This is a genomic window from Akkermansia sp. RCC_12PD, assembly GCF_036417355.1.
GTDB lineage: Bacteria > Verrucomicrobiota > Verrucomicrobiia > Verrucomicrobiales > Akkermansiaceae > Akkermansia.
In genome coordinates this window covers 903,643-928,614 of the sequence record NZ_CP143889.1, presented here as the reverse complement: position 1 = coordinate 928,614, position 24,972 = coordinate 903,643, and the positions used below count along the sequence as shown (strand labels likewise).

Annotated in this window: 20 protein-coding genes and 2 tRNA genes; 5 read left to right on the top strand and 17 right to left on the bottom strand. The window is 57.5% G+C overall.

Annotated features, from left to right (window positions below; translation table 11 throughout):
* Nucleotides 1–12: 12 nt before the first annotated feature.
* From rpoB to tig, 14 genes are all read right to left on the bottom strand, one after another.
* Nucleotides 13–3,951, bottom strand: coding sequence for a DNA-directed RNA polymerase subunit beta (rpoB, locus tag V3C20_RS03820; protein WP_130083671.1), 3,939 nt, complete (start codon nt 3,949–3,951; stop codon nt 13–15).
* Nucleotides 3,952–4,154: 203 nt separating this feature from the next.
* Nucleotides 4,155–4,529, bottom strand: coding sequence for a 50S ribosomal protein L7/L12 (gene rplL, locus V3C20_RS03815; RefSeq protein WP_067570727.1), 375 nt, complete (start codon nt 4,527–4,529; stop codon nt 4,155–4,157).
* A gap of 158 nt (nt 4,530–4,687) precedes the next feature.
* The gene (gene rplJ, locus V3C20_RS03810) at nt 4,688–5,191 is read right to left on the bottom strand and encodes a 50S ribosomal protein L10 (RefSeq protein ID WP_067570725.1); all 504 of its coding nucleotides are present in this window, start codon (nt 5,189–5,191) and stop codon (nt 4,688–4,690) included.
* 21 nt (nt 5,192–5,212) lie between these two features.
* The gene (gene rplA / locus V3C20_RS03805) at nt 5,213–5,914 is read right to left on the bottom strand and encodes a 50S ribosomal protein L1 (protein WP_067570723.1); all 702 of its coding nucleotides are present in this window, start codon (nt 5,912–5,914) and stop codon (nt 5,213–5,215) included.
* A gap of 50 nt (nt 5,915–5,964) precedes the next feature.
* A complete protein-coding gene (gene rplK, locus V3C20_RS03800; protein WP_067570722.1) occupies nt 5,965–6,393 on the bottom strand; it encodes a 50S ribosomal protein L11 in 429 nt (142 codons plus the stop codon).
* 54 nt (nt 6,394–6,447) lie between these two features.
* Complete coding sequence (nusG, locus tag V3C20_RS03795; RefSeq protein ID WP_067570720.1) at nt 6,448–7,017, bottom strand: transcription termination/antitermination protein NusG; 570 nt, start codon at nt 7,015–7,017, stop codon at nt 6,448–6,450.
* 28 nt (nt 7,018–7,045) lie between these two features.
* Complete coding sequence (locus V3C20_RS03790) at nt 7,046–7,273, bottom strand: preprotein translocase subunit SecE (RefSeq protein ID WP_067570718.1); 228 nt, start codon at nt 7,271–7,273, stop codon at nt 7,046–7,048.
* A gap of 33 nt (nt 7,274–7,306) precedes the next feature.
* Nucleotides 7,307–7,382 (bottom strand) — tRNA-Trp (locus V3C20_RS03785).
* Nucleotides 7,383–7,480: 98 nt separating this feature from the next.
* Complete coding sequence (tuf, locus tag V3C20_RS03780) at nt 7,481–8,665, bottom strand: elongation factor Tu (protein WP_067570716.1); 1,185 nt, start codon at nt 8,663–8,665, stop codon at nt 7,481–7,483.
* A gap of 44 nt (nt 8,666–8,709) precedes the next feature.
* Nucleotides 8,710–8,784 (bottom strand) — tRNA-Thr (locus tag V3C20_RS03775).
* A 205-nt stretch (nt 8,785–8,989) separates the two neighbouring features.
* Nucleotides 8,990–10,072, bottom strand: coding sequence for a tRNA (adenosine(37)-N6)-threonylcarbamoyltransferase complex transferase subunit TsaD (gene tsaD, locus V3C20_RS03770; RefSeq protein WP_130083670.1), 1,083 nt, complete (start codon nt 10,070–10,072; stop codon nt 8,990–8,992).
* A gap of 22 nt (nt 10,073–10,094) precedes the next feature.
* Nucleotides 10,095–11,465, bottom strand: coding sequence for an ATP-dependent Clp protease ATP-binding subunit ClpX (clpX, locus tag V3C20_RS03765; protein ID WP_130083669.1), 1,371 nt, complete (start codon nt 11,463–11,465; stop codon nt 10,095–10,097).
* 38 nt (nt 11,466–11,503) lie between these two features.
* Nucleotides 11,504–12,160, bottom strand: coding sequence for an ATP-dependent Clp protease proteolytic subunit (locus V3C20_RS03760; protein ID WP_067570709.1), 657 nt, complete (start codon nt 12,158–12,160; stop codon nt 11,504–11,506).
* A 120-nt stretch (nt 12,161–12,280) separates the two neighbouring features.
* The gene (gene tig / locus V3C20_RS03755) at nt 12,281–13,591 is read right to left on the bottom strand and encodes a trigger factor (RefSeq protein WP_130083668.1); all 1,311 of its coding nucleotides are present in this window, start codon (nt 13,589–13,591) and stop codon (nt 12,281–12,283) included.
* A gap of 259 nt (nt 13,592–13,850) precedes the next feature.
* Here tig and bamA point away from each other — a divergent pair, with 259 nt between their 5' ends.
* From bamA to V3C20_RS03730, 5 genes are all read left to right on the top strand, one after another.
* On the top strand, nt 13,851–16,274 hold the full coding sequence (bamA, locus tag V3C20_RS03750) for an outer membrane protein assembly factor BamA (protein WP_161981421.1): 2,424 nt from the start codon (nt 13,851–13,853) through the stop codon (nt 16,272–16,274).
* Nucleotides 16,275–16,296: 22 nt separating this feature from the next.
* The gene (locus tag V3C20_RS03745) at nt 16,297–17,067 is read left to right on the top strand and encodes a hypothetical protein (protein ID WP_130083666.1); all 771 of its coding nucleotides are present in this window, start codon (nt 16,297–16,299) and stop codon (nt 17,065–17,067) included.
* Nucleotides 17,068–17,106: 39 nt separating this feature from the next.
* A complete protein-coding gene (gene metF, locus V3C20_RS03740; RefSeq protein ID WP_130083665.1) occupies nt 17,107–18,042 on the top strand; it encodes a methylenetetrahydrofolate reductase [NAD(P)H] in 936 nt (311 codons plus the stop codon).
* Between the two features lie 52 nt (nt 18,043–18,094).
* Nucleotides 18,095–18,838 carry a tetratricopeptide repeat protein gene (locus V3C20_RS03735; RefSeq protein WP_130083664.1) on the top strand — a complete coding sequence of 248 codons (744 nt, stop codon included), beginning with the start codon at nt 18,095–18,097 and terminating at the stop codon, nt 18,836–18,838.
* A 196-nt stretch (nt 18,839–19,034) separates the two neighbouring features.
* Nucleotides 19,035–19,307: a hypothetical protein gene (locus V3C20_RS03730; RefSeq protein ID WP_149873347.1), complete on the top strand. Its 273-nt coding sequence runs from the start codon at nt 19,035–19,037 to the stop codon at nt 19,305–19,307.
* A gap of 188 nt (nt 19,308–19,495) precedes the next feature.
* On the opposite strand, the gene V3C20_RS03725 is transcribed toward V3C20_RS03730, so the two are convergent.
* The 3 genes from V3C20_RS03725 to V3C20_RS03715 all read right to left on the bottom strand — a co-directional run bounded on the left by V3C20_RS03725 (nt 19,496) and on the right by V3C20_RS03715 (nt 24,947).
* A complete protein-coding gene (locus V3C20_RS03725) occupies nt 19,496–20,131 on the bottom strand; it encodes a TetR/AcrR family transcriptional regulator (RefSeq protein WP_130083662.1) in 636 nt (211 codons plus the stop codon).
* A 132-nt stretch (nt 20,132–20,263) separates the two neighbouring features.
* Complete coding sequence (locus tag V3C20_RS03720; protein WP_130083661.1) at nt 20,264–23,422, bottom strand: efflux RND transporter permease subunit; 3,159 nt, start codon at nt 23,420–23,422, stop codon at nt 20,264–20,266.
* Between the two features lie 106 nt (nt 23,423–23,528).
* Complete coding sequence (locus V3C20_RS03715; protein ID WP_130083660.1) at nt 23,529–24,947, bottom strand: hypothetical protein; 1,419 nt, start codon at nt 24,945–24,947, stop codon at nt 23,529–23,531.
* Nucleotides 24,948–24,972 lie beyond the last annotated feature (25 nt).

Here is a 24,972-nt window from a genome sequence, read left to right as displayed (position 1 = left end):
ATGCGATGGATGTTAGAATTTAAGGTCGGAGAAATCGACATCCGCCAGTCCGGCCATGTCGTCGCTGTCAAAGCCTTCCGTCATGCCGTCCACCGGGGCAAGGTCCGTACCGCCGAGCTGCAGGGAAGGTTGTTCATCCTTGCTGCCGGGGCGTACGTTCAGGCCCAGGGACTGCATTTCCTTCATCAGAACGTTGAAGGATTCCGGAGTGCCGGCTTCCAGGGTGTTGTCCCCCTTCACGATGGATTCGTAAATGCGGGTGCGGCCCTGCACGTCGTCGGACTTCACGGTGAGGAGTTCCTGGAGGGTGTAGGCGGCGCCATAGGCTTCCAGCGCCCACACTTCCATTTCCCCGAAACGCTGGCCGCCGTACTGGGCCTTGCCGCCCAGGGGCTGCTGCGTGACCAGGCTGTACGGACCCACGGCGCGGGCGTGGATCTTGTCCGCCACCAGGTGGTTCAGCTTGAGCATGTAGGTCTGGCCTACCACAACGGGGTTGTGGAAGGGTTCGCCGGTAAGGCCGTCGTACAGGATGCTCTTGCCTCCCACGGTGCCGTCCTTGCCGTCGCCGATCCAGGTAAAGCCGTCCACCTTCTTGGCTTCGGACATATAGTTCCAGATGGTTTCTTCACTGATGCCGTCGAACACCGGAGTGGCCACCTTGAAGCCGAGGGCCCTGGCCGCGATGCCGAGGTGGGCTTCAAGCACCTGTCCCACATTCATTCGGGAAGGTACGCCCAGGGGGTTCAGCACGATGTCCACCGGAGTGCCGTCCGCGAGGAAGGGCATGTCCTGTTCGGGAACGATCTTGGCTACCACGCCCTTGTTGCCGTGGCGGCCGGCCATCTTGTCACCCACGCCGAGCTTGCGCTTGGCGGCGATGTACACCTTGACTTCCTTCAGGCCGCCGGGTTCGGATTCGTCCCCGGATTCCATCTGGTCCAGTCTGTGTTCGCGTTCGTCGTCCAGCTCGGTGAAGCGGCCTTCGAAGGAGGTGATGATTTCCAGAATCTTGTTGCGGATCGGGCTGGGCTCGATTTCGATGTGGTCGTGAACCAGCGCCAGCTTGCGCAGCAGGGTCTTGGTGATCTTGCGGTTGGCCGGAATGATGATTTCGCCGGTCTGTTCGTTGACGACATCAAGCGGGATCTTTTCACCCAGAAGAATGTCGGACAGCTTCTTGGTCAGCTGGTCAATAAGCTGTTCCTTCTTCTTCTTGTGCTCGTCGTTGATCTTCTTGAACTGCTTCTTCTTCTCCGCGCTGTCCACCACAAGGTCGCCGCGGTGATGGCCGGAACCTGTGGAAGAAATGCGTACGTCCATCACGATGCCGGTGCAGCCGGAGGGAACGCGAAGGGAAGTATCCTTCACTTCCGCCGCCTTTTCACCGAAGATGGCGCGCAGCAGGCGTTCTTCCGGAGCCAGTTCCGTTTCAGACTTGGGAGTGATCTTGCCGACGAGGATGTCGCCGGGCTTCACTTCCGCACCGATGCGGATGACGCCGTCATGGTCCAGGTTCTTCAGGGCTTCGTCCCCGGCGTTCGGAATGTCGCGGGTGATTTCTTCCGGGCCCAGCTTGGTGTCGCGGGCCTGCACTTCAAACTCGGAAATGTGGATGGAGGTGAAGGTATCTTCCTTGACCGTCTTTTCGGAGATGACGATGGCATCTTCGAAGTTGTACCCGTTCCACGGCATATATGCCACCAGTACGTTGCGGCCGAGAGCCAGTTCGCCCTGGTCCGTGTTCGGGCCGTCCGCCAGCACGTCGCCGGCCTTGATCTTGTCCCCGCGGCGCACGATCGGCCTCTGGTTGATGCAGGTGCCGGCATTGGAACGCATGAACTTGCGCAGGGGATAGACGTAAATGCCGTTGTCGCGGTCGGTGCGGACGCTGTCCGGATCGGACAGGTACACTTCCGGGCGTACGGGCAATTCGCCGTCCTTCGTGGTGATGATAACTTCCGCAGAGGCGGAGGCAACGATGCCGTCCGCTTCCGCCAGCACGACGGAACGGGAGTCCCGGGCGCACTTGCCTTCGATGCCGGTGCCCACGTACGGGGATTCCGCCACCATCAGAGGCACGCCCTGGCGCTGCATGTTGGAGCCCATCAGGGCGCGGTTGGCGTCGTCGTGTTCCAGGAAGGGAATGAGGCCTGCGGCGATGGAGACGAGCTGCTTGGGAGACACGTCCATGTAATGCACGTCGGCCGGGTCCACTTCGATGAACTCGCCCTTTTCACGGGCGGTCACGCGGGAAGTGGTGAAGTTGCCCTGTTCGTCCAGCGGGTTGTTGGCCTGGGCGATGAGGTAGCCTTCCTCCTGGTCGGCGGTGACGTATTCGATGGTATTGGTGACCCGTCCGTTTTCCACCTTGCGGTAGGGCGTTTCAATGAATCCGAATTCATTGATGCGGGCGTAGGTGCACATGGAGTTGATCAGACCGATATTGGGGCCTTCCGGCGTTTCAATCGGGCAGATGCGGCCATAGTGTGAAGGATGCACGTCTCGCACTTCAAAGCCGGCGCGGTCGCGGTTCAGGCCTCCGGGTCCCAGGGCGGAAAGGCGGCGCTTGTGCGTCAGTTCCGCGAGGGGGTTGATCTGGTCCATGAACTGGGACAGCTGGGAACGGCCGAAGAAGTCGCGTACGACGGCGCTCAGCGCCTTCGGGTTGATCAGCTTGCTGGGCGTGACGCCTTCAATATTCTGGTCGATGAGGGTCATGCGTTCCTTCACCAGGCGTTCCGTCCGGGCGAGGCCCACGCGGCACTGGTTGGCCATGAGTTCGCCCACGGCGCGCACGCGGCGGCTGCCCAGGTGGTCGATGTCGTCCACCATCCCTTCGCCCTTCTTGAGGCGCAGGAGATACTTGAGGGCGGCCAGGAAATCTTCCGCAGTCATCAGGCGTTGGTCCAGGCTGGTGTCCAGACCCAGTTTCTGATTGATCTTGTAACGGCCCACGCGGGTGAGGTCGTACTTCTTGGGATCGTCGAAGAGTCTCTTCAGAAGCGTGCGGGCCTGTGCGGCCGTAGCGGGGTCGCCGGGACGCAGGCGCTTGTAAATTTCCTTGAGGGCGGATTCCTCGTCGTGGGCGGGATCCTTCTTCAGGGTCTTGATCAGCACGTCGTCCTCGTTCTGGTTGATGACGTCGATTTCCTTGATGCCGAACTGGAGCAACTGGCGTACCACGCCCATATTGAGCTGTTCGAAGGCTTTGGCAAGAACCAGATCCTTGTCCTTGATCGTATCGACGGCGACGAGGTTGTGCAGGTCTTCTTCCGTCATATCTTCGCTCAGGGGAAGAGTGCGGATATCGTAAAACTGGCTGACGATGTCGCGGTCGGTCTTGAAGCCCAGATAGCGCATGAACGTGGTCGCAAGGAACTTGCGGCGGCGGCGGCGGCGGTCAAGATAGACGTAGAGCAGGTCGTTGGTGTCAAACTGGACTTCCAGCCAGGAACCGCGGTCCGGAATGATGCGGAAGGAATGCAGGAGCTTGCCGTTCAGGTGCTGGGCGCTTTCAAAGCAGATGCCCGGAGAACGGTGAAGCTGGGACACAATGACGCGCTCGGCGCCATTGATCACAAAGGTGCCGCGGTTGGTCATCATGGGCATTTCACCCATGTAAACAGTTTCTTCCTTGGATTCGTTGTCGGATTTGAGCTTGAAGGTGACCTGGAGGGCGGCGCTGTAGGTTTCCCCGGCGCGGATAGCCTCGTAGTCGCTCATCTTGGGCTGTTCTATTTCATAAGAAAGAAAATCGAGCTCAATGTTTTCGTCATAGCTCTTGATAGGAAAGATTTCCTTCAGAACACCCTGCAAGCCGATGTTTTTCCTGGCCGCGGCCGGCGTGTCCTGTTGTAGAAAATCGAAGTATGATTGCAGTTGAATCTCAATAAGGTTGGGAGGTTCGATGACTTCCTTGATATTCCCGAAGTAGAGTCGCTTTGACATGGGCTGCTGTGGCGGAGATGTTATGAATGTGCATCCTTGCTGCCCGGATGCGGGGCAGAACGGTTCCTTCCTTGGGGAGACGGAACCGACTGGAAGCGATTTGATGTGCAAAAAGCCTCTAGTCGGTCACGCGGGATGTGAAGACGAGGAAGCGCAACAGGAGAAAAAACGGGATTTCTCCTGTTGCGCGGGAAGTAAAAAGCTTACTTGACGTCGATCTTGGCGCCGGCTTCTTCCAGCTTGGCCTTGGCGGCGTTGGCTTCGTCCTTGGAAACGCCTTCCAGGATGGTGGCGGGAGTGCCTTCAACCAGTTTCTTGGCGTCCACCAGGCCGAGGCCGGCCTTCACTTCGCGGACAGCCTTGATCACGGCGATCTTGTTGGCGCCGGCGTCCGTCAGCACAACGTCGAATTCGGTCTTTTCTTCTTCAGCTTCGGCAGGAGCGGCGGCAGCGCCGGCAGCGGCTACGGGAGCAGCGGCGGAAACGCCCCACTTTTCTTCCAGGAGCTTGACGAGGTCGGCGGCTTCCAGAATGGTCAGGGTGCCGAGTTCTTCAGCGATTTTATTAATATCAGCCATTGTATTGTTTTCTTTTTTGGTTCTAGTCGCGCCAAGAGCCACTTGGCATTTCAGTTCTCCGGCCGGAGTTCCGACAAGGAACCTCTAGGAGAGGTCGGGCCCGGTTTTCACGCATTTTGGCTAAAGTGCAACCGGGCCGTCCGGTCAAGGGGTTAGTATTAAGCAGCGGGTTCTTCGCTGCCGCCGTTTTCCTTGTCCACATATGCCTGAATGACTCGGGCAAGAGCGGAACCGGCAGCATTGATGGTGCCAAGGAGCTTGGCCAGCAGCTGGTCGCGGGGAGGCAGGTCGCCGATGGCGCGGATCTGGTCGGCAGTGAGGACTGCCCCGTCCAGAATGGCTACCTTGTATTCGGCCTTCTTGGAAGCCTTGTTGAAGGTATTGATGGCTTTGGCGGCACCAGCCACGTCGGATGCTCCGGTGATGAAGGCGGTCTGGCCGACGAGGTGTTCGCCGATGTCCGGCAGGCCGGCATCCGTCAGGGCCGTGCGCATGAAATTGTTCTTGGCCACGTGGCACTGGGCGCCGGAGGCGGCCAGGGCGGAACGCAGATTGGTGAACTCGGGCACGGTGATCGCGGTGTAGTCCACAACGATCAGGAACGGAGAGGCGTTGACGCGGGCGGTCAGGTCGTCAATGATGATACGCTTGTCAGGATTCATGATGTGCTAAATCGGTTCGGGTTACAGTTTGGCGATGGAAGCGGTGTCAACCGGGAGACCGGGGCACATGGCGCATGAAACGGTGACGGATTCCACATAGGCGCCCTTGGCGGAAGCCGGGCGTGCCTTGATGACGGAATCAACCAGAGCGGCGATGTTTTCGCAGATGCTTTCGTTGGAGAAGGACAGCTTGCCTACAGCGGCGGAGATGTTGGCGTTCTTGTCAACCTTGTAGTCGACGCGGCCTGCCTTCACTTCCTTCACGGCCTTGGCCGTGTCGTCCGTAACCGTACCGGTTTTCGGGTTGGGCATCAAGCCGCGCGGACCCAGTACACGGGCAACCTTGCGAACCTCCGTCATGGCGTCGGGGGTGGCAATGGCCGTGTCAAAGTCAACGAAACCGTCCTGGACCTTCTTGATGAGGTCTTCAAAACCCACGTATTCGGCTCCGGCTTCCTGGGCGGCCTTCGCGGCGTCGCCCTGGGCGAAGACGAGGACGCGGACGTTCTTGCCCGTGCCGTTGGGCAGGGAGACGCTTCCGCGGACCATCTGGTCGGATTTGCGGGGGTCCACGGTCAGGTGGAAGGAAACGGTGACAGTCGGGTCAAACTTCGGCGCCGGGAAGGACTTCATGGTTTCCACGGCTTCGGAGATGCTGTAGTTCTTGTTAGGAGTAACAAGCTTGGCTGCTTCTTGATATCGCTTGCTGCGTTTGGTAGACATGTGTGTATTTGGCAGTGCGTTCGGATTGGTTAATCCTCCTGCGGTGAGTGTTACATACCTTCAACTTCGATGCCCATCTGGCGTGCCTGTCCGGCAAGGATGCGGGCGGCGCTTTCGGGATCTTTCGTGTTGAGGTCAGGGAGTTTGGTGTTGACAACTTCCATCAGCTTGGCCTTGGAAAGGGTGGCAACCTTTTTCTTGTTCGGTTCGCCGGATCCGGAGGCAATGCCGGCGGCTTTCTTGAGAAGCACGCTGCCCGGGGGCTGCTTGGTGATGAAAGAGAATGACTTGTCCTTGTAAACCGTGATGACGGTCGGCAGGAGGTCGCCGGCCTGCTTTTGCGTGGCGGCGTTGAACTCCTTGCAGAATGCCATGATGTTTACACCGGCCTGACCAAGTGCCGGACCCACGGGCGGGGAGGGGTTAGCGGCTCCGGCGTTGATCTGGAGCTTGATGATTTTGGTTATTTCTTTTGCCATGGTTTTGCTTTGTTAGCGGAGAAAATGAACGGCGGGAATGTTGCGGGAAAAGTTTCAGGCCTTTTCAACCTGCCAGTATTCCAGGTCCACCGGAGTGGCGCGGCCGAAGATGGAAACGCTGACACGCAGTTTGCCTTTTTCCGGATCGATTTCCTCGATGGTGCCTTCCTGGCTCTGGAACGGGCCTTCGCAGACGCGCACCGGGTCACCGACGGCGAATTCCACCTTGGGACGGGCCGCGACGGCTTCTGCGTCCAGCAGGGGTAGCAGATCCTCCACTTCGCGCTTGCGCATGGGGAGGGGGGCGTTGCGGGAACCGGCAATGCTGATGACGCCGTCAATCTGCTGGATGAAGTACCAGAGGTCCTTGTTCAGGGAGCCGTCGGCTTCCAGCAGATACATGTTGGCGTAAACGTACCCGGGGAACAGCTTGCTGTGGCGTTCCGTCTTTTTGCCGTTGCGGACTTCGGAGATAAGTTCGGTGGGGACTTCCACCCGGTAGATGAAGTCGGAAAGTTCGGCGTCCTTGGCCTTGCGGATGATGCGGTCACGAACGCTGTTTTCCTGTCCGGAGAGGACATGAAGCACGTACCATTGTTCGTGAGGCTCTGGGGTACTGGGCATGATCGGAAAAAGAAAGTGGGGGATAAAACTAGACTGCCAACTTGATGAGGTAGTTGACCACGCTGTGGAGGAAGATGTCGAACGATGCGACAAACGCGCCAAGGAAGACCATGGCAATCAGAACGACAAGAGTGGAACCCCAGAGTTCGCGGAATTTTTTGAACCCTTTCACCTTGGGATCGCTTTCCCAGGGCCAGGTGGTCTTCTTAAGCTCGCCCTTAACTTCGGCGATGAATTGAGAAATCTTGCGAAACATGCTTCAAGGTGGGGTGATGTATTTGGAAAGAAGTGGCAGGTCAGGAGGGACTCGAACCCCCAACTTTCGGTTTTGGAGACCGACGCTCTACCGATTGAACTACTGACCTGTTGGTTTTCTTCTTTCGTGGGAGAATGAGGGGACCCCGCGGGGAGGCCCCCTCATTCAAACCGGATGTGTAGATTCCTCTACTAGTCCAGAAGGGACTTAGTCAAGGATTTCGCTGATACGACCGGCACCTACGGTGCGGCCGCCTTCGCGGATAGCGAAGCGCATGGCTTTTTCCATGGCGATCGGGGTGATGAGCTGAACTTCCAGGTTGACGTTGTCACCAGGCATCACCATTTCCACGCCTTCGGGAAGGGTGCAGCAACCGGTCACGTCCGTCGTGCGGAAGTAGAACTGCGGGCGATAGTTGTTGAAGAACGGAGTGTGACGGCCGCCTTCTTCCTTGGTCAGGACGTAAACTTCAGCCTTGAAGTTCTTGTGGGGCTTCACGGTGCCGGGCTTGATGATCACCTGGCCGCGTTCGATGTCTTCCTTCTTCACGCCGCGGAGCAGCAGACCCACGTTGTCGCCGGCCTGGCCTTCGTCAAGCAGCTTGCGGAACATTTCGATGTCCGTAACGGAGGTTTTCTGGGTATCGCGGATGCCGATGATTTCCACTTCTTCCATCTTCTTCACGATGCCGCGTTCGATACGGCCAGTGGCCACGGTACCGCGGCCGGAGATGGAGAACACGTCTTCCACGGGCATCAGGAAGGGCTGGTCAACGGGGCGTTCCGGCTGGGGAATGTAAGCGTCAACGGCTTCCATGAGGTCCATGATGGACTGTTCGGCAGCGGCGTCGCCTTCCAGAGCCTTAACGGCGGAACCCTTGATGATGGGGGTGTCGTCGCCCGGGAATTCGTATTCGTTCAGAAGTTCGCGGACTTCCATTTCCACGAGTTCGATCAGTTCGGGATCGTCCACCAGGTCGCACTTGTTCATGTAAACGACGATGGCGGGAACGCCTACCTGACGGGCAAGAAGGATGTGTTCACGGGTCTGCGGCATCGGGCCGTCGGAAGCGGCAACCACGAGGATGGCACCGTCCATCTGGGCAGCGCCGGTGATCATGTTCTTCACATAGTCGGCGTGTCCGGGGCAGTCAACGTGAGCGTAGTGACGCTTGTCCGTTTCGTATTCAACGTGTGCCGTGGAGATGGTGATGCCGCGTTCGCGTTCTTCGGGAGCGGCGTCGATCTGGTCATAGCCGCGTGCTTCGGCGAAACCCTTCTTAGCGAGCACTGAAGTAATGGCGGCGGTAAGGGAGGTTTTGCCGTGGTCAACGTGACCGATGGTGCCCACGTTCACGTGGGGCTTGTTGCGCTGGAATTGCTCTTTAGCCATAATGATATGTTTAGGTTTGGGCTGCTATGGGTCTAGCTTGAAGATGGAGCTTCTGGCGGGAATTGAACCCGCGACCTCATCCTTACCAAGGATGCGCTCTACCCCTGAGCTACAGAAGCATAGACTTCTTCCGCCTTTCGTCGCTCTAAGAGAGTTGTAACTCCGCCCAAACCTGCGGTTCTAGCGGATAGATAGCATCCTCCCGTGTTGCCTGACGAAAAGCGGACGCTAGATTACGCTTTTAAATGCCTGATGTCAATGAAAACGTGAACATTTTTTCGCCTGCATGCCGCAATAATGTGGCATGAGTTTCCAATCTGCTCATCAGGAGTGCGTTGAATGCTTGGACCTGTTCAGGTCTTCCGTCAGTTTCAGGTTGGGGTCAACATCTTCCTCCAGAGAATGGAAAAGCCCCCGGCGCGCCTTGAGGCAGGCTACGTAGGCAATCATGGCTGCATTGTCCGTCGTCAGATCAAAATCCGGCAGAATAAGTTCCACTCCTTCGCGTGCGCAGGTTTCCTGCAGGCGCGTGCGCAACTCCCTGTTGCAGGAAACGCCTCCGGAAACGGAAAGGGTGTGGTGGTCCGAAAGGCGCAGGGCATGCAGGGCCTTGCGGATCAGCACGTCCGTAACGGCTCGCTGGAAGGATGCGCAGAGGTCGCAGAGGGTTTGTTCCGCCAGGTTGTGGGGATTGCCACTCTCCGTCAGCTTGGGCAGGGTATAGAGAACGGCCGTTTTCAGGCCGGAAAAGGAAACATTGGCCGAGGCCCCCTTCATCAGGGCGCGCGGGAAGGAAAATGCCTCCGGATTACCCCGGGCGGCCATGCGGTCTATTTCCGGGCCGCCGGGGTAGGGCAGTCCGAGCATTTTGCCTACCTTGTCGAACGCTTCTCCGGCGGCATCGTCCAGGGAACGGCCCAGCAGGCGGTAGTCCCCCACGCCCCGGACGTCCACAAAAAGGGTGTGGCCGCCGGAAACGACCATGCCCAGATGCGGTACGGGGCCTTCCGGACGCTTGACAAAGGGGGAGAGAAGATGTCCTTCCAAATGATTGACGGAGACGAAAGGCTTGCCTGTTGCCAGGGCCAGGGCCTTGGCCGTACTGTTGCCTACCAGAAGGGCGGCAACCAGGCCGGGGCCTGCCGTGGCTCCGAACACATCAATGTCTGCCGGAGTGACGCCGGCTTTCCGGCACGCAGAGCGGATGACGCCGGGAAGGTCCGTGGAATGGTTGCGGGAGGCCAGTTCCGGAACCACTCCGCCATGCTGGCGGTGAATAGCGATCTGGGAGGAAATGACGGATGAGAGTATCTCCGGGGCTTCTTTCTCCCCGGAGGAGCGCAGTACGGCAACCGCCGTTTCATCACAGGAGGATTCTATTCCCAGGACGGTGAAAGTATCCGGCATGGCTGGGTGTGGGAAGCGGGGTTCAGGACGCCTGCCGGATCTGAGCCGGTTCCTTGTCGGTGACTGTTTTCCTGGTAATGGTTACGGAATCCGTGTTTTTCATGCTGGGCACCTTGTACATGATGTCCAGCATAAGGTTCTCGAAAATGGCGCGCAGGGCTCGTGCTCCGGTGCCGCGCTCCATCGCCTCAGCAGCCATGGCTTTCAAGGCGTCCGGGTGCACGTCCAGTTTAGCCCCGTACATGGCGAGCAGCTTGGAATACTGCTTGACCAGGGCATTTTTCGGTTCCGTCAGCAGGCGGACAAGCTGGGCTTCGTCCAGCTTGGAAAGCGGGCAGAAGATGGGGAGACGGCCTACCAGTTCCGGAATCATGCCGAAGGAAAAAAGGTCTTCCGGCATGGCCTGGGCAAGAATCTCCTCTTCCGAGTATTCCTTGCTGCCGCGCTGTTCTGTAATGGCCCCGAATCCCATCTGGCTGGCGCCAAGACGTTTGCGGATGATATCCTCCAGACCGACGAAGGCTCCCCCCACGATGAAGAGGATTTTTTCCGTATTGACGCGGATATACTCCTGCTGGGGGTGCTTGCGTCCTCCGGTGGGGGGCACGTTGCAAATGGTGCCTTCAATGATTTTCAACAGGGCTTGCTGTACGCCTTCCCCGGAAACGTCCCGCGTGACGGAAACGTTCTGGGTCTTGCGGCCGATCTTGTCGATTTCGTCCACGTAAATGATGCCTTGTTCCGCCCTGGCTACGTCAAAATTGGCTGCCTGGAGCAGGCGCAGGATGATATTTTCCACATCTTCGCCCACATAGCCGGCTTCCGTCAGCGTGGTGGCGTCGACAATGCAGAAAGGAACGTTCAGCATCTTCGCCAGAGTCTTTGCCAGCAGAGTCTTGCCTGAACCGGTGGGTCCGGCGAGCAGGATGTTGGACTTCTCGATTTCCACGTCGTCCAGGGACTTGTCCTCCAGCGTTATGGAATTCTGGCGCAGGCGCATGTAATGGTTGTACACGGCTACGGAAAGCACCTTCTTGGCATGATCCTGGCCGATGACATACTGGTTGAGTGTGGCGCACATTTCTTCCGGAGTGGGAAGGGGGCCTTCATAGGAGGTCGCCGGGGCTCCTGCCTCCCGCAGCATTTCCGTTGCTGCGGCTTTCCGGGCCTCCGCCTGGCACATGGCATAGGCAGAAGGCTCCATGTTCAGGATGCCGCGGATGAAGCGGGTGGCGAGCGGAAGGCCGTTGTCCTTCACAATCATGTTGACGCAAATTTCAACGCAATTGTTGCAGATGTAAAAATCTTCCGCGATTTGAATGAGCTTGTCCACCTTGTTCCCCGGCTTGCCGCAGCAGGAACAGGCTGGAATGTTAGGGTTGGAACCGGACATAATCTGATATTGAGAGAGTAAGGGGCGGTCGGCAGGATTCAGGCCTTGCCCTTCTTCTTGTTTTCCTGTCCGTCCTCGTGATGAGTCAGCACCTTGTCCACCAGTCCGTAGGCGGCGGCTTCTTCCGCGGTCATGTAATTGTCGCGGTCGGCATCTTTTTCAATCTGTTTTTCCGTCTTGCCGGTGTGCTTGGCCAAGATGCCGTTGAGGCGTTTTTTCAGGTTGAACATGAATCCGATGGTGCGTTCCACGTCGGAGGCGGTGCCCTGGGCGCCGCCGGAAACCTGGTGGATCATCACATGGGAATTCGGCAGGCAGAACCGCTTGCCGGGCGTGCCCGCGGCCAGCAGGACGGAGCCCATGGAGGCGGCGATGCCCAGGCAGTACGTGTTCACGTCGCAGGAAACGAACTGCATCGTATCGTAAATGGCCAGGCCCGCGGTGACGGAACCGCCCGGAGAGTTGATATATACGTGGATGTCCTTCTTGGGATCGGCCATCTGAAGGAAGAGAAGCTGGGCTATTACGGAATTTGCCACGTCGTCGTCGATGGCGGAGCCGATGAAAATGACACGGTCCTTGAGAAGGCGGGAATAAATGTCAAAGGCGCGTTCTCCGCGGCCGTCCTGTTCCACCACCATGGGAACGTAATAGGACTTCACGGTTTCCGGATTGGAAGAGTGGGGTTGAAACATATGATTATTACAGATTCGATGTTTTATATTCGATGTAGTTCCCCTTCTGGCGGATACAAAACGGGGGAGTCGGGCATTCGCGCCAACTCCCCCTGGTAAAGTTTCTTGTGCAGAGGAGGGTTATTGCTCGTCTACGCTTACTTTGGCTTCTTTCGTCAGGAAGTCCAGAACCTTGGCTGTCAGCAGGCTCATTCTAATGCCGTGTACGCGGCCTTCACGCTGGATTTCCCGGATGTAAGCCTTGAGTGCCTTTTTCTGCTGGCGGGCCTGACGTGCCACTTCGTTGTAGAGTTCCATTTCCGTGACGGAGATCTTTTCCACCTGTGCCACTTCCTGAAGCATGAAGAAGACCTTCAGGTTGCGCCGGGCTTCGTTTCTGGCTTCCTCACGGGCGTCTTCCACGAACTTGTCCATATCGGCCGGGGGATTTCCCCTGTACATGGCCTGCTGGAGCTTCTGCTGGAGGATGCCGTATACTTCCCGTTCCACGACGGCTTCCGGCAGGTTGAAATCAAGCATGTCGGCCAGCTTTTCCGTGATCTGGTCGGCCTTGGCTTCGTCGATCTGAAGAGTCTTGCGCTGGGCGATGTTTTCCTTCACGGCGGCCTTGAGTTCCTCCAGAGTCTTGCCGGGCAGCACCTTGGCGGCGAATTCGTCGTCAATGGCCGGGAGCTCCTTCTCGCGCACTTCCTTCACGGTGGTGTGGAAAACAAGATCCTTGCCGCGCAATTCCGCGATCGGGAAAGTATCCGGAATGGTTACGGTAATATCCTTGCTGTCACCGGCCTTCAATCCTTCCAGGGCGGAGGCGAAGCCGGGCAGGAACTGGTCGTCTTCCACCTTCATCCACTGGTTTTCGCGGCCCTCCAGAAAGCCCACCGGCTTGCCGACGGCTTCCGCTACGGGCTTGCCTTCCAGCGTTGTTTTGAAATCAATGATCGCTACATCATCCTTCTTCGCGGCACGGTCCACAGGCGCAAATTCCGCAATCTGTTCGGCCAGGGAATTGAGGGATTCCTCTATGTCCGCTTCCGTCACTTCAGAGGAGGGAACCTTTACTTCGATCCCCTTGTACTCCGGCAGTTCAAATTCGGGAACCACAGTCATCGTGCTGGTGGCAGTATAATTGCCCTGTTCGTCGATGGACTGTTCCGGCTTGCCGAAATTGAGAACTTTCAGCTTGGGATTCTGTTCCAGAGCCGTGGAGCAGGCAGTTTCAAAGAGGGTATCCAGCAACTCTTCCTCAATCTCCTTCTTGAAGCGCTTTTCAATAATGGACTTGGGAGTCTTGCCTGGGCGGAAGCCGGGCAGCTTGGCCTTGCCGGCGTAGGAGTCCACAATGGAGGCGCGGCGCGCGGCCGTGGTTTCTGCGGGAATGGAAGCTTTCAGCGTGGCTGTGCAGTCCGGTTGAATATCAACGTTGATTTCCATAAATAATACGGTCAGTGTTAGAATGAAAGTGGTTTATCCCGGCTTCCGGCATAAGGGCGGCGTCAGGACACGGGCGGCGGTAAATGTAATGAGAGGCTATCTTAAGTGCAAGCTATTGCACAGGAATGACACAATTGCCATTCCGAGGCATGCGCGCGCAACAAGTAAAAATGGGCGGCAACTGCGTTCTACGCGGAATGTCGTCTTGACTATGTACGGGGAAAAGTCCTTTATATCCCAAGTATTAAGTTCCGCTCTCATGATTCGCCCCGTTTTCCTGATTGTTTCTCCTCTTCTTCTGGCGTGTTCGTCCGCCTTGTCCCAGGACAAAACCACTCTCAACAGGGGCGGTTACGGGTCCGTGATGACCCCGGAGCAGGTAGCTCGCGAACTGGGGCCGGAAACAGGTATTCTTCCCGGCGACCAGGCGTATGAAGGCAAGCCCGTCAAAAGTGTTTCCGTGCGTTACAGAAGCAGCGGGAAAACCGTCTCGGAAGATCGCCTGAAAAACCTGCTGGCTACGCAGCCGGGCACCAAATATTCCCCGGACGTGGTGAACAAGGACCTGGAACGCCTGTTGGAAAGCGGTCTGGTCGGGGGCAATACGACGGTTGCCGTAGAACCCTCCGGCGAGGGCGTCAGCGTGGTATTTGAAATGGCAGCCCAGAATCTGCTGGGCGGCGTCGGCTTTCAGGGCAATACCGCCTTCGACAGCCAGGATCTTTCTGAAGAATGCGGATTAAAGGGCGGGGAAGCTCTCAGCGACAAGGCGCTTAGCAGCGCCATCACCAAACTGCGCACCTATTATCAGGAATCCCGGTATCCGGACGTGCAGGTCTCCTATTTTTACCAGAAGACGGAACGCCCCGGCTTTGTGGATGTGGTCTTTAACATCAATGAAGGCAAAAAGGCCAACATTATCAACATTGATTTCGTGGGCAACGATCATGTCAGCTCCAAGGACCTGCGTCAGGTGATGAAGACCAAGGAAAAGGGCTGGCTGACCTGGATCACCAAATCCGGCCGCATTGACCGCGAACAGCTGGAGGACGACCGGGCGGAATTGGTGACTTATTACCGCAACAAGGGCTATCTGCGCGTCAAGCTGGACAAGGTGGAATACTTTGATTCCGGCAAGGGCAACGAGCAGAAGCTCACCATGAAGATCACGATCTCCGAAGGCCGCCGCTACAAGGTCAATCAGGTAGCGTTCGGACCCACCAAAGTATTCACTTCTCAGGAACTCGTGCCTGGCCTGAGCATGTACAACGGAGACACCTATTCCGCCCAGAAAGTGGCCGACGACGTGACGATGATCCGCCGCTATTACGGTTCCCGCGGTTATGCGGATGCCACGGTTCGTCCGGACATTCAGGAAGTGGGCATTGATCCCAAGACCGGCTACGGGCAGATCAACATCGTTTACCATGTGTCGGAAGGCAACCCTTACCGCGTGGGCAACATCCGTGTCGTCGGCAACAACCGTACGAAGGACTACGTCATCCGCCAGGAACTCCCCCTCCAATCCAATGACCCGATGAACTCCGTGGACCTGGATACCGCTCAGAAACGCCTCCAGAACTTGAACTACTTTGATCTGGTGGACGTAGCACAGGTGGGTTCCACCCGCCCCGGCTACCGTGACGTCAATATTGAAGTGGCGGAAAAACGCACTGGTTCCCTGAACATCGGCGTGGCGTTCTCCTCCATTGAAAGCGTGTACCTGTTTGCGGGGATTACGCAGTCCAACTTCGACATGTACGACTGGTCCTCCTTCGTGGGCGGCGGCCAGCGCTTCGCTATCAACACGCGCATCGGTTTTGAAACGCAGGATGCCAGCATTTCCTGGGTGGACCCCTGGTTCCTGCACCGCAAGCTCGCCTTCGGCACGGAAATCTTCTACAGCAACTCCTCCTACTACTCCGACTACTACGACCAGCAAAACTACGGATTCGCCGTTTCCCTGCGCAAGCCGATCGGCGAGCTGGACTATGTGAAGCTGGAATACCGCCTGGAACAGTACCGGATTGACGCCAAGGGGAACGCCCCCATCTTCTTCTGGCTCCAGGACGGGGACTACCTGCGCAGCCATGTGGAACTCTCCTACACCATTGACACCCGCGACGCCCAGATATTCCCGCGCAAGGGGGGCAAATTTGAGGTGCTGGCCGGTTATTCCGGTCTGGGCGGCGATGTACATACCTACAACTTCGGCATCAATGGCGCTTATTACTGGAACCTGCGGGGAGACACCATTTTCAGCATCAATGCCGGAGTTGCCACCGTGGACTCCTATAGCGGCCATGACGTACCCATTTTTGAACGCCTCTACCTGGGCGGTCCGTACAACATGCGCGGCTTCCGCTTCCGCGATGTGGCTCCTTACAATCCTGCCTTCAGCGGTGACGAAACCATGGGCGGCCGTTCCTCCTTCTTCTGCCAGTTTGAATACTCCATTCCGGTCATTGAAGAAGTCCGTGTCGCCGTCTTCTACGACATCGGCTTTGTAAATGGGGACGCCTTTGACTTCGGCACGTCCAAGATCGTTTCCGACTATGGCATCGGTCTTCGCCTGAACCTGCCCATCGGTCCGCTGGCCGTGGACTATGCAATTCCGGTCCAGAAAAACAATGCTATTGACCGCGGCGGCCAATTCCAGTTCTATCTTAACTATTCCTATTAATTTAATTCCTGCCTCCTGACCTATGAGCAATTTCCGTATCGTTATTCTGGTGCTTCTGGTAGTGGCCCTGGCTGTCCTGGGACTGATATACGTGAATCTTTCCGGAAGAATGGATGTCCTCCAGCAACAGCAGCAGCTTGCAGTCTCTTCTGCGGCTCCTGCTGTGAATGCTCCGTCTCCTTATCTGCCCATGCCCTCGCAGGCCGCCCCGGCGTCAGTGCAGCCGGCAGTGGTGGCGGACCCCGTGATGGTTGAGGAACTGGCCCATAAGACGGCGGAATTGGAACGGGCGAAGAAGGAAAATGAAGAACTGCGCCGCCGCCAGGCCGTAGCGGAAGAAGAACGTGCCCTTCTGGTACGGCAGAATTTGGAAAAGGGGGATCCCCAGCTTCAATGGCTCAACGACATCAGTGAAGCGGAGCAGGTGGGCCGGGTGACGGAATACATCCGTGAAGCCAACCTCGTTTTGTTCCAGGCGATCGGCAAGCCGGAATTGACGGTCGGCCAGGAACTGGGCATCCGCCGCCGCGGAGGCATCTTCGCCGCGCTGATTGTGGACGGCGTTGATCCGGACGGCAAGACGTACCAGTCCTATGTAAAACGCAACAAACTTTTTGACAGCAACGACAAGGAACCTCTCAAGCCCGGGGATGAAGTAATTATTCCCCCTGCAAGCTGGCATGCCTCCCTGCCTGAACTGGACGAAAACAACGCGACCCCCGCCGGCAGCGCTCCCGTTGCCGCGCCTGCCTCTTCGGCTCCCGAGCCTTTTGTTGTTCCCATGGAACCCTGATCCGGCCTGCCGGATGCATCCAAGCAAAAAAGAAAAGACGTGCACTTGAAAGAAAGACTGCAGTCGGGCGCCGGTCCCACCCTGTCCTTTGAATTCTTTCCGCCCAAAAACGAACAGGCGGCAGCCGCCTTGTACCAGACCATTCGTGAACTGGAACCCTACCGGCCCAGCTTTGTCAGCGTGACATATGGCGCGGGCGGCTCCACCAGGGAACTAACGCGTGAAGTCGTCTTGCGCATCCAGAATGAATCCCGGATTCCTACGGTACCCCACCTCACCTGCGTAGGGCACAGCCGGGAGGAAATATGGAACATTCTGGATCGGTATGCCCAGGCGGGAGTGCGCGCGGTATTGGCCCTTCGCGGTGATCCTCCCCGCGGCGTGGGGCATTACGACCGTTCGGCGGATGCCTTCAAGTATGCGGCGGATCTGGTGACATTCATCCGTGAATACAATGAATCCGGTCACCATCCGGACCCGGGCGGTTTTGCCATTGGCGTGGCGGGTTTTCCTGAAGGCCATCCCTCCACTCCCAACCGTCTGCGGGAAATGGACTTTCTTAAAGCCAAGGTGGATGCCGGAGCGGACTATATCTGTACCCAGCTGTTTTTTGACAACCACTGTTTCCTGGATTACCGGGAACGCTGCCTGCTGGCGGGAATCAAGGTACCTGTTCTGGCAGGCATCATGCCCGTCACCAGCCTGTCCGGCATGAACCGCATGGCGGAATTATCTGGTGGCACCTGCTTCCCCGCCCGACTGCTCAAGGCCCTGAAACGCACCGGGGGCAATCCGGATGCCATTCAGGAAGTGGGAATCCAGTTCGCTTCCAGCCAATGTGCGGAACTGCTGGACGCCGGAGTGGACGGCATCCACTTTTACACGCTCAACCAGAGCCGCGCAACCCGCCAGATTTACCGGAATTTGGGACTGAGGGACTCCCTCCAGCTTCTGGAACATGGCGAAGATAAGTAAAAAGCTGATTGATTTGGACGGCACAACACTGTAGAACCCTCTTCAACGTACTATGGATATCAAGGATATTAAGCGGGCCATGGACAATATGCCCATGGGGGATGGAAGCGCTTTTGCGGAAATTTCCGTCGGACCGGCCAAACATGAGCAATTTCTGGATGAGCATTACGGCAAGGTTGCCTTGATCGTGTTGCTGTGCATTCTTGGCGCTGCCGGCTGGATCATTTACAGCGGCATGCAGGAATCCATGGAGAAAAAAGCCGGAGCCGCTCTGGTGGCCGCCATGCCTGAATCTCCGTCCACCGGAGAGATTTCCCTGAATGAACAGGGCCTTCAGCAGGTCATGTCTGACTTTGATGACTCGCGTGCCGCCGTCACGGCTTCCTATCTCCAGGCCGTAGCCCTGTGGAATGCCGGGAAGGAAGAGGAAGGCATCTCCAAAATGAAGGCGTTTATTGATTCTGCTCCCACGGAAGAATGGAAGGCCCAGGCATCCGTTACGCTGGCCTGTCGCCTGATGAACGGCGGCAAGGCGGACCAGGCGGCAAGCCTGTTCCGTTCCGTGGTTGATTCCGGTGATCCCACGTTTTCCGCTTTTGCCACCATGTGCCTGGGAGATATCGCCAGGGCCGGAAAGGACAGTGCTGCGACTGGAACCTTCTATCGTGAACTGGCGGAAAAATTCCCTTCCAGCGCGTTTGTTCTTGATTTGCAGCGGAATGGCTATATACGCCGCAAGGCTCTCTTTGATATCCAGAGTCCCGTAAGGATTGAGCCCGTTGAGGATAAAAAATAACCCCTCTCTTTTAAGAATACAGTTTTATGACCGCATGCCGCAGTAATGCAGGGCATGCGGTTTTTTGTGTCCGGATGCATGGCTGACGGTCCATTGCTGACAGGTGCGTGACATATTTAGACAAAAAGGGAACTTTGTTCGCGCTTTACGGATGTGGACCTGATGGTCCATGATCCATCAAACCATTTTCCGAACCATGAACAAGTACATGAAATCTTTCTGGCTTCTCCCGCTGTCTGGACTGTCCCTTTCCCTGCTGCCGTCATGCACGACGGACAGCTATGGAAACACGGCAGTGACGCCCGGGGGCGCTGCCGCCATTGGCGTGGGCGCTCTGGCTGCCGGAGCTGCCATTGGGGCGGCCGTCCAGCATGACCGTGATAAGGACAGGCACCGTAATGACTGGAACCATCATAACCCGCCGCCCCCTCCTCCTCGTCCCTACCACCGACCTCACCGGCCGAGGTAACTCTCTTTTTTGCGGAATGATTGAAAGCAGCCCGTAAACGGACTTGTTTACGGGCTGCATTATTTTTGAGGGGAATTGAAAAAATGAAAACCGGAAAGCAGAACATCCCATCATTGCGGAATTCCGGGAGGCGGCCTTCCCTTTGATGCCGCCTTATGGGTGTAAAGGAACGGTCTTGACGCGGATGCTCAAGTGCATTCTCCCTGGCGGATGCCGTTCAAAGCCCAGTGCATGCGTTGCTTGGCGCTGGCCGGGTCACTGAGAATGGACCCCAGTAACTCCAGAACGGGACGTGCCGCCTGGGGATCGTGTACCTGGAGCTGGCCGGAAAGAATAAAAGGAGCGCCGCCGCAGCAAACCAGATAAATAAGAATGTTCATGGGATTCCCGCTCACGATGGAGCCTTCCTCCTGGGCCGCCTGAATGGTCTCCAGCAGCACGAAAGGATGCCGTGTATGCAGCCCGGAAATAAAGCGGATCGCCTCCTTTTCCCCTGCCAGGGCATCCAGCACCAGCTGGGCGATAAACTCTCCGTGAAGGAGGAGGAAATCCATAATGTCCTCCAGAATAATCTCCAGCTTCTTTAAAGAGGGCAAATGAATATTGGCATGCGTCCTGACGCCGGTAAACAGGGGTTCGTACCAGCGTTCCAGCAATTCATTCAAAAAGGCGTCGCGGTTTCCAAAGTGATAGACGAAACTCCCCGGATTGGTTCCTGCGCGCAGGGACAGGCCGCGTACGGTAAGACCGCGGAGTCCGGATTCGCTGGCGATCATGGCTCCCGTATTGAGCAAATGCTCTCTGGTGGATCTCCGTTTGGTCATATGGAGGGAATGATAAAACCATGTGTGCCCCTTATGATTTGGAAAGGCAAGGACTTGTTACGTCTGTTATTGTAAAAGGCGGAACCGGGGCCTCGTCTATTCCCCGGTTCCGCCGGCTAGAATCCCGTCTGGTCAGGACTTGGATTCCAGCTCTTTCCTTCGGGCCGAAATCCAGCGGGAGAACAATTTGGCCGTAGCCGGAATAATGAGCAGGTTCAGGATCGTTGCTGAAACCAGTCCGCCGAACTGAACGATGGCCAGGGGGCCAAGCAGTTCGCCGCCGGGCTTGTCAATGGCCCAGATCAGCGGCAGCAGTCCCAGAACCGTGGTCAGGGACGTCATGATAATGGGAACCACGCGCTCACGTGAACCTTCCCGGATAGCTTTCACAGGGGTCATTCCCCTGTGTTCCAGGGCCCGGTACCTGTTGAGCAGGATCAGGCCGCTGCGGATGGCAAAGCCGATGACGGTTACAAACCCGACGATGGAAGCTACGGAGAGAATAGGCGGAATGTACGTGGCGCCGAACAGGGAGGACAGGGTGCCCGGAGACGCCAGGAAAACGGCCACAATGCCGCCCACCAGGCACAGCGGAATATTCACCAGCGTCAGCATGGCGCGGCGCACGCTTCCCAGGGCGGAGGACAGGAGCAGCACGATCAACACCATCACGATGGCTCCCAGCACGTAAAGCCGTTCGGAGGCTGACTCTCTCGCCTTGATGGTGCCGTCATAATCAACAGTACAGCCCATGGCATTCATGACGGGGTCCAGCTTCTCCCGGCAGGCCTTCGCCAGGTCCCCCAGGTTGGAATTGGGGGAGGGATTGCAGGAAATCATGGCTTTCCGCATGGTATTGTCTCTCAGGATCAGGTTGGAAACCTCCTCACGGTACACCTGGGCCACGTCGTCCAGGCGCACGGTCTTCCTGTCCGGGGAAATAAGCTCCAGACTCTTGACGTCTTCAATGGACGTCTTCAGCTTGGGGTCGATGCGGAGCACGATATTCCAGTGGTCCTGGTTCTTGATCACCTCTCCCAGCTTCTGGCCGTTCATGGCCGTGGAAACCTGTTCAGCGGCATTGGCCATGGTCAGGCCGTAGGAGGCCAGGGCCTCCTGGTTGTACTGTACGCGAATGGTATCCACCATAATCTCCCGGTTGGCGCGTGCGTCGGCCACTTCCGGCAGGGAGGCCAGAATCTCCTTGGCCTTCTGTGCTGCCAGCCGGAGCTGGGGCAGCTCTGTTCCGTAAATGTTAATCGCAATTTCCGAATTGGAACCGGACAAGGCGGAACTGATGCGGTGGGCCAGCGGGTAGCCGATCATGGAACTGGTACCGGGAATGTCGTCGATGCACTCCTTGATGGCGGCGCGCAGTTCCTTCTGGTCCTTGTTCAAGTCCACCCGGACGAGCAATTCGGAAGCGCTGACGGGCTCCGCGTGCTCGTCGTTCTCCGCCCGCCCCGTGCGCTGGGTAACGCTGAGCACGCCGGGGATGTGCTCTATATCTTTCATCACCTTGCGGGAAATGCGCTCCGTTTCGTCCAGGGACGTTCCCGGTACCGTGCTGACGAACACCGTGTAGCAATCTTCATTGAACGGAGGCAGGAAGCTGGTGCCGAAAGTGGAGCCCAGCCACAGGGCCAGCAGGGTGACAGCCGCCATGATGGCGCAGACCGTCTTGGAAAAACGCAGGCAGAATTCCAGTACGGGCGCGTAAATGCGCTTGATGAGGCGGGAGCTGAAGGAATCCCCGCTCTCCAGCGTGGCGGCGTTCTTGCTCTTCTTGAACCACATATAGCACAGCACCGGCGTGATGGTAACGGCTACGATAAGGGAGGAGAGCAATGCCAGCATGTAGGAAATACCCAGCGGACGGAAAAACTGGCCTTCCAGCCCGGACAGGAAAAGAACAGGGGTAAACACCAGCAGGATGATTACGGAGGAGAAGGAAATGGACCCTACGATCTCTCCCTTGGCCTCCATCAGCACTTCATACTTGCTCTTTCGCTGCTCTTCCGGCAGGGCGGCATTCCGGTTTAAATGCCGCCAAGCTATCTCCACGAAAATGATGGCGTTGTCCACCACATCCCCCACGGCCACGGCCAGGCCGCCCAGCGTCATGATATTGATCGCCAGGCCGAAGACCGGAAACATCATCATCCCGAACAGGACGGACAGGGGCATGGAAATCAGCGTAATAATAGCTGTCCGCAGGTTCAGCAGGGTAAGGAAAATCACGATCATGACCACCGCTCCCGCAATCAGCAGGGTCTCCGTGCCATTCTTCAGGGACATCTCAATGAAATCCGCCTGGCGGTACGCGCTGGTGTGCAGCTTCATTCCCTTAGGAAGCTGGCTCTGGCTGAACTCCTTCATGGCCGCATCCACGGCTTGCGTCAGCGCCAGTGTATTGGCTCCGGGAACCTTCTGTACGGAAAGCACAACGGCGTCCTCTCCCATGAATCCGGCGTCGCCGCGTCGCGGAGCTCCGTCGATCTTGACCTCTGCCACGTCCTGAAGTCGCAGAATGCCGGAAGGATGCCCAGGAACCAGGGCGCGGTTAAGCTGTTCGATATTGGCTGTGCGGGTATCCTGCTGAATGGGAAGCTCCTGCCCGGCCACGTCTTCCAGATACCCGGCGGGCACGGAAGACTGGGACTCTTCAATGGCCGTTTTCAGGCTGGAAAGATCAACCCCGGCCAGCTTCAGCCTGTTGGGGTCGTAAACCACCTGGTATTCCGGCAGGCGGCCGCCCAGCACCGTCACCTGGCCCACACCGGGAATGGCCAGCAGGCGCGTGCGCAACTTGTATTCCGCAAGCTGCCGCATATCCAGCGTGGAAGTATCCTTGTCCCCCGTCAGGGCAATCAGCATAATCTCCCCCGTCACGGAAACGATGGGGGCCAGTTCCGGGGATGTATTCTCCGGCAGGGTATCCCGGACGGCAGCCAGACGTTCCGCCACGATCTGGCGCGCCTGGTAAATATCCTTGTCCCAGTCGAAATCCACCCACACGAAGGAAAGGCCGCTGCCGGATGAAGAGCGCACCCCCTTCACCCCGGCCGTGCCGTTCATGGCAGACTCAATGGGAATGGTGATGTACTGCTCCACTTCCTCCGCCGTCAGGCCGGGGGCTTCCGTCTGGATGGTGACGCGCGGCACCTTCAACTCCGGGAACACGTCCACCGGAATATTCTTCACCACGAAAATGCTGATCACCGCCAGGGCGAGCGTCAGCAGAATCACGGTGATTCTGTTATTCAGGCAGAATGAAATGAGAAAATTCATAAACTTTTAGTTATTGAATGCTGATAATTAAAGATCGGTGGGAATATTTCAGAAACCGTGCACTGATTCATTCTCTTCTTAATCTTTTGCTTTTGGTCATTGCGGATTAGTGCTCTCCTTCGTGGAACTGTCCGTCCGCATGGAAATGCCCGGCTGCTTTCTTGCTGCCTGAACCTTCTGCGGGCAGGATATACTTTAGCTCATATCCTCCCTTCGTAACGATGGTCTGGCCGGGAATCAGGCCCTTCACGGGCGTCTTTCCCTGGCGTGCGGGCAGCGTCTGCACCTTTTTCATGACAAACGCGTCCTCTCCCGTCTTGATAAACACCACGTCATTCACGCCCACTTTCACTACGGCACTGTTAGGTACGGGAATGAAGCCATCCGTAGCGGAATCGCGGGAATACAGGTCCAGCCGTGCAAGTTGTCCGGCATGCGTGCCTTCCGGCAGGCGGTCCGGCGTAAAATACAGGGCGCGTGACTGTGTAGCTGGGTCCACCTGGTCCGCCACTCTCAGAGAGCCGTCCAGCAGCTCCGTATTCTTGCCCCGGGTCAGCGCAAGCTGGGCCTTGGCGTAATGGACGGGGTCCGTCCCGTAAATGGTGGTGGCAAATTCCAGATCCCCCTTGTTGGTCATCACGAGCGCGGGTGCGCCCTGTTCCCCCCAGGCCCCCTGGGTCATATCCACGGACTGCACGGAGCCGTCCGCGGCGGCGTACACGTAAAGCAGGTTGTCTTTCAGCTCTCCGGAGGCGGTTGCCAGTTTCAATTTATTTTCACTGGCGTTCAGGGCGGCTTTCAGGCTCTCTTCCTCCGTCTCCTTGAACCGAATGGTGGTATTCAGCTCGCTGTTCTTGGTTCCTATCTTTTCCAGCGTCTGCCGCCGTTCCTTGAGGGCGGCTAGGTCTGCGATGCAGCGGTTCAGTTCCGCTTTGGCCTGGGCGGCTGCTCCCTCCATCTCCACAATGTCCGGAGAGGCCAGCGTGTACAGGAGCTGGCCTTTGCGCACCTGCTGGGCGGATTTTACATGGAATGTGACCCGGCCCGCTGCGGGAAGAGCATACGTATTCACGGCGTGCGGGGGAATGACCATCTGGCCGTGCAGGGTCCTTTCCGCCCCGTGGGGCACGGCGGTCACCTTCTCGAAGCGCATGTCCAGAGAATGGCGGGCTTTTTCATCCACGTGCAGGGGAATCATGTCCTCCAGGGCGCCGGCCCCTCCTGCTGAGGGCTTGTCGTGGTCATGGTCGTCCGTGCAGGCCTTCCCTTCCGCATGCTGGTGGCCTTCATGGTCGTGGTCGCCGGTGCAGACCGTGCCGTCCGGATGAGTATGCTCCTTGTGGTCGTGCCCTTCCGTGCAGGTTTCCCCCTCCTTGTGCTGGTGTTCGTCATGGCCGTGGTCTGCCGTGCAGGGAGTGCCGTCGGCGTGGTTGTGTTCCGCGGAAGTCTCCTGGGCGCCGAGAACGGGGCTGAGTCCGAAGACGGGGGCAATTCCCAGAATGATGGAAAAATAGAGACGTTTCATATTTGTGAAAATGGTTGATGGAAGT

What these genes read in the sequence shown, in the direction of transcription:
- V3C20_RS03735 (WP_130083664.1), top strand. Translation starts at nt 18,095, where the DNA reads ATGGATATCAAGGATATTAAGCGGGCCATGGACAATATGCCCATGGGG.
- rplJ (WP_067570725.1), bottom strand. Translation starts at nt 5,191, where the DNA reads ATGAATCCTGACAAGCGTATCATCATTGACGACCTGACCGCCCGCGTC.
- V3C20_RS03730 (WP_149873347.1), top strand. Translation starts at nt 19,035, where the DNA reads ATGAACAAGTACATGAAATCTTTCTGGCTTCTCCCGCTGTCTGGACTG.
- V3C20_RS03790 (WP_067570718.1), bottom strand. Translation starts at nt 7,273, where the DNA reads ATGTTTCGCAAGATTTCTCAATTCATCGCCGAAGTTAAGGGCGAGCTT.
- rplL (WP_067570727.1), bottom strand. Translation starts at nt 4,529, where the DNA reads ATGGCTGATATTAATAAAATCGCTGAAGAACTCGGCACCCTGACCATT.
- tig (WP_130083668.1), bottom strand. Translation starts at nt 13,591, where the DNA reads ATGGAAATCAACGTTGATATTCAACCGGACTGCACAGCCACGCTGAAA.
- nusG (WP_067570720.1), bottom strand. Translation starts at nt 7,017, where the DNA reads ATGCCCAGTACCCCAGAGCCTCACGAACAATGGTACGTGCTTCATGTC.
- rpoB (WP_130083671.1), bottom strand. Translation starts at nt 3,951, where the DNA reads ATGTCAAAGCGACTCTACTTCGGGAATATCAAGGAAGTCATCGAACCT.
- V3C20_RS03720 (WP_130083661.1), bottom strand. Translation starts at nt 23,422, where the DNA reads ATGAATTTTCTCATTTCATTCTGCCTGAATAACAGAATCACCGTGATT.
- clpX (WP_130083669.1), bottom strand. Translation starts at nt 11,465, where the DNA reads ATGTCCGGTTCCAACCCTAACATTCCAGCCTGTTCCTGCTGCGGCAAG.
- tuf (WP_067570716.1), bottom strand. Translation starts at nt 8,665, where the DNA reads ATGGCTAAAGAGCAATTCCAGCGCAACAAGCCCCACGTGAACGTGGGC.
- bamA (WP_161981421.1), top strand. Translation starts at nt 13,851, where the DNA reads ATGATTCGCCCCGTTTTCCTGATTGTTTCTCCTCTTCTTCTGGCGTGT.
- tsaD (WP_130083670.1), bottom strand. Translation starts at nt 10,072, where the DNA reads ATGCCGGATACTTTCACCGTCCTGGGAATAGAATCCTCCTGTGATGAA.
- V3C20_RS03725 (WP_130083662.1), bottom strand. Translation starts at nt 20,131, where the DNA reads ATGACCAAACGGAGATCCACCAGAGAGCATTTGCTCAATACGGGAGCC.
- rplK (WP_067570722.1), bottom strand. Translation starts at nt 6,393, where the DNA reads ATGGCAAAAGAAATAACCAAAATCATCAAGCTCCAGATCAACGCCGGA.
- rplA (WP_067570723.1), bottom strand. Translation starts at nt 5,914, where the DNA reads ATGTCTACCAAACGCAGCAAGCGATATCAAGAAGCAGCCAAGCTTGTT.
- V3C20_RS03760 (WP_067570709.1), bottom strand. Translation starts at nt 12,160, where the DNA reads ATGTTTCAACCCCACTCTTCCAATCCGGAAACCGTGAAGTCCTATTAC.
- V3C20_RS03715 (WP_130083660.1), bottom strand. Translation starts at nt 24,947, where the DNA reads ATGAAACGTCTCTATTTTTCCATCATTCTGGGAATTGCCCCCGTCTTC.
- V3C20_RS03745 (WP_130083666.1), top strand. Translation starts at nt 16,297, where the DNA reads ATGAGCAATTTCCGTATCGTTATTCTGGTGCTTCTGGTAGTGGCCCTG.